This is a genomic window from Streptomyces sp. NPDC054841, assembly GCF_053611045.1.
This window is the reverse complement of the sequence record NZ_JBSGZO010000713.1, coordinates 1-3,193: the sequence shown is the minus strand read 5'-3', so window position 1 is coordinate 3,193 and position 3,193 is coordinate 1. Positions and strand designations below refer to the sequence as shown.

3 protein-coding genes are annotated in these 3,193 nt (G+C 70.2%); 1 reads left to right on the top strand and 2 read right to left on the bottom strand.

What is annotated here, in order from left to right; all coding sequences use genetic code 11:
* Positions 1–628 (bottom strand): potassium channel family protein (locus tag ACWGI8_RS42150; protein ID WP_453668753.1); only part of this gene is annotated, 628 nt, incomplete at its 3' end.
* A 66-nt stretch (positions 629–694) separates the two neighbouring features.
* Between ACWGI8_RS42150 and ACWGI8_RS42145 the strand changes: the two genes are divergently transcribed.
* Positions 695–1,255 (top strand): HIT family protein, encoded by a 561-nt coding sequence (locus ACWGI8_RS42145; protein WP_453668752.1) that lies wholly within the window; start codon positions 695–697, stop codon positions 1,253–1,255.
* Between the two features lie 79 nt (positions 1,256–1,334).
* On the opposite strand, the gene ACWGI8_RS42140 is transcribed toward ACWGI8_RS42145, so the two are convergent.
* Complete coding sequence (locus ACWGI8_RS42140; RefSeq protein ID WP_453668751.1) at positions 1,335–3,002, bottom strand: hypothetical protein; 1,668 nt, start codon at positions 3,000–3,002, stop codon at positions 1,335–1,337.
* Positions 3,003–3,193 lie beyond the last annotated feature (191 nt).

Genomic DNA, 3,193 nt, shown 5'->3' with positions numbered 1-3,193 from the left:
GGACCAGCCAGGACGAGAACGAGCCGGTCACCGCGCCCAGCAGGGCCAGCCCGCAGATCATCATCCCGACGGCGATCAGCCGGCCCAGCCGCGTCACCGGCGTCACGTCCCCGTACCCGACGGTCGTCAGCGTCTCGCTCGCCCACCACAGGGAGTCCCCGAAGGTACGGATCGTCGCGCCGGGTGCCAGGTGTTCCTGGTGATAGACGGTGAGCGCCCCCGAGTAGCCCAGCAGGACCGCCGTCACGCCCGCGTACGCGATCACGCGTACGTGCAGGCTGAGCCGCGGCTGGTCCCGGCGCCGTCGCTGCACCGCGGTGTAGACCTTGAGCAGCCGCAGGGGGCGGAGCAGCGGGAGGACCAGGACCAGCGTGTCCAGCCAGTGGGTCCGCAGGAAGCGGTGCAGCCGCTGTCCGCTCAGCCGGAGCCGCACCACGTAGTCGGCCGCGAACCCCAGCCACATCAGCAGCATCACCGCGAACGCGATCTCCCGCCAGAGCCGGTCCACGTCCCCGACCAGGATGCGCACCGAGTAGGCGGCGAGAAAGACCAGTGAGGCCCAGAACAGTGGCAGCTCGACCCGCCCCTCCCAGCGCTGGAGCGGGGTCTCCCCTTCGTCGACGTCCATCGGCCCAGCATCGCGGGCGTCCTCCGGGTCCGCCCCCGGCGACACGTTCCGTACGGGCGAAGTCATATGCTGCACCACATGACGAGTGAGCCGGAGCAGCAGATCGGAGTCGGCATCCAGGACGCCTTCCAGCGCCTGTGGACGCCCCATCGGATGGCCTACATCCAGGGCGAGAACAAGCCGACCGGGCCCGGGGCCGAAGACGGCTGTCCCTTCTGCTCCATCCCCGCCAAGTCCGACGAGGACGGACTCGTCATCGCGCGCGGCGACAGCGTGTACGCCGTGCTCAACCTGTACCCGTACAACGGCGGGCATCTGATGGTGGTGCCCTACCGGCACGTCGCCGACTACACGGACCTCGACGAGCCGGAGACCGCCGAGCTCGCCGCGTTCACCAAGCGGGCGATGACGGCGCTGCGGACTGCCTCCGGGGCGCACGGCTTCAACATCGGAATGAACCAGGGCACCGTCGCCGGGGCCGGCATCGCGGCCCATCTGCACCAGCACGTCGTGCCGCGCTGGGGCGGCGACACCAACTTCATGCCGGTGGTCGGCCACACCAAGGTGCTGCCCCAACTCCTCGCCGACACCCGGAAGATGCTTGCTGACGCCTGGCCGCCGGCGTAACGCCGCCGTAGGGCGCCGCCCATGGCGCACCCCCTGCGGCCCTGGGCAGGCGCCCAGGGCCTGATCCACCGGACAGGCCCTACGCGTCGTAGGCGTCCGCCTTGCGCGGCGACGCGTCCTGCACAATACCGCTGACGATCATGGACCGGTTGCTGAAGCGTTCGGTGTTCACACCGTTCTCCTCCAGCACCTTCATCGCGGCCGCGTGCGTCACCCGCAGCACCGGCGTCGCCGCGCGCATCGCGTCGTCCGCCATGAAACGGTGCCGCCAGGGCTGCTCCGCCCAGGCGTGCCGCAGCCCGAACGGCTCGGGGAGCACCAGCTTCCCGCCGAGGAAGTCGAGCAGCGGGGGATACCAGGTGAAGGGCGCCCGGACCGCGAGCCGCACCACCTCGGGCGTCTCCACCAGCGGAAGATGCCGCTCGACGGTCTCCCAGAACCGCACGGTCTTCGCCACCTCGACCGTCTTGGGCGTCGGCTTGGTGGTGAACAGGGAGTGGACCGGGCCGAGCGCGTGGCCGGTCACCTCGATGCGCAGCGTCTCGTACAGCACCGTCACCGTGATCATCATGGTGATCACCAGCTGGCCGTCCCACAGGGTGAACTGAACGCCCAGATAGTGGCGGTTCCCGCTGCCGAACTGCTGGTGGTCGCAGATCCGCTGTATCTCGTGGCGCTTCACCTGGAACGTGTCCACGTCCTGGCCCTCGGGCCGGGCCACCTCCTTCGCGCCCTCCCCGACCGGCACCACGATCCAGTGCTTCACCGACGGCTTGGGGAAGCCCCCCGTGTGCAGCGGGCCGCGCTGCAGCAGCGTCAGCTGGTCGTGAATGACCTTGATGACGTCCCAGCTGCGGAACTGGTGGAACTCCTTGCCCGGCTCCTTGGCCACCAGCTCCTCGGCGAGCTGCCAGCTGCCCCAGCGGGTGCCCATGCCGAGTATTCCCTTGGGGCCGGCGTAGAAGACCGAATTCGACTGCTGCTCGGCCGTGAGCTTCTCCAGGGCCTGGCGCAGCTGCTCGGCGGCCGTCTCGTTCGGATTGCCGGGGACGGCCTCGGGAACCTTGGCGCCGATGGCGCCCCCGGAGAGCAGACTCTCCCAGCGCTCCCGCATGTCCTTCGCGGTGGACTCGCAGATCCGCTTCGCCAGCAGCCAGCCGATGACCGGGGCGACGATCATCCCGCGCAGGTAGTACGCCCAGAGGCCGGTGAACGGCAGCCGGATCAGAAAGATCACCGCCAGGCCGGCGACGGCGACCAGCAGCGCCGTGCCGAGCGCGCCCGCGCGCTTGTCCTGCGCCCCCGCGATCGTCCGCCGCAGCTGGAAGATGCCCATCCACAGCAGCAGTCCGGGCAGGAACAGCAGCCCGAACAGCACCATGACCGTGGTCAGCCGCGCATCCCGCTCCTTGCGGATCCTGGTCGCCGCGAGCGCGTGCTCCACCACGGCCTGCGGCTCGGTGCCGAACGACTGGATGAGCGGCTTACGGGCCCCGCCCAGCATCCGCACCTGCACGGCCCGCGAGAAGGCCTCGCCCAGATTCGGCTCGAAGAGCGAGAACTTGCCCTTCTTCACCGTCGACTCGTGCCACTCGTTGTTGGCCTTCAGTATCTCGTCGACCGGGGTGTCACGGTACGCGGCGGACGCGAGGGCGTGGGTCGCCGCCGTCTGACCGGCCGAGCCCTGCAGCGGGACCTGCGCCCCGGGAGAGAAATCGAATGCCTGGTCCGTCACTGCCGCCCCCATCGCCGCCACCGCCCGCACTGCGGCCTGTTCCCAACTACCGCGCCCCGCACACCTTCTGAGCTGGGCACCCCAGCGTATCCGGGCACCGGCCCACCCGTCAGCACCACCTGAAATGCTCACCCTTGAGAGGTCCACCCCCCCGAAGTGGGGCCCCCCGCCCCGGGGGACGGCGGGCGGGCCCCGGGCGGGGC

Coding starts and splice junctions, on each gene's coding strand:
- ACWGI8_RS42145 (WP_453668752.1), top strand. CDS start 695: ATGCTGCACCACATGACGAGTGAGCCGGAGCAGCAGATCGGAGTCGGC.
- ACWGI8_RS42140 (WP_453668751.1), bottom strand. CDS start 3,002: ATGGGGGCGGCAGTGACGGACCAGGCATTCGATTTCTCTCCCGGGGCG.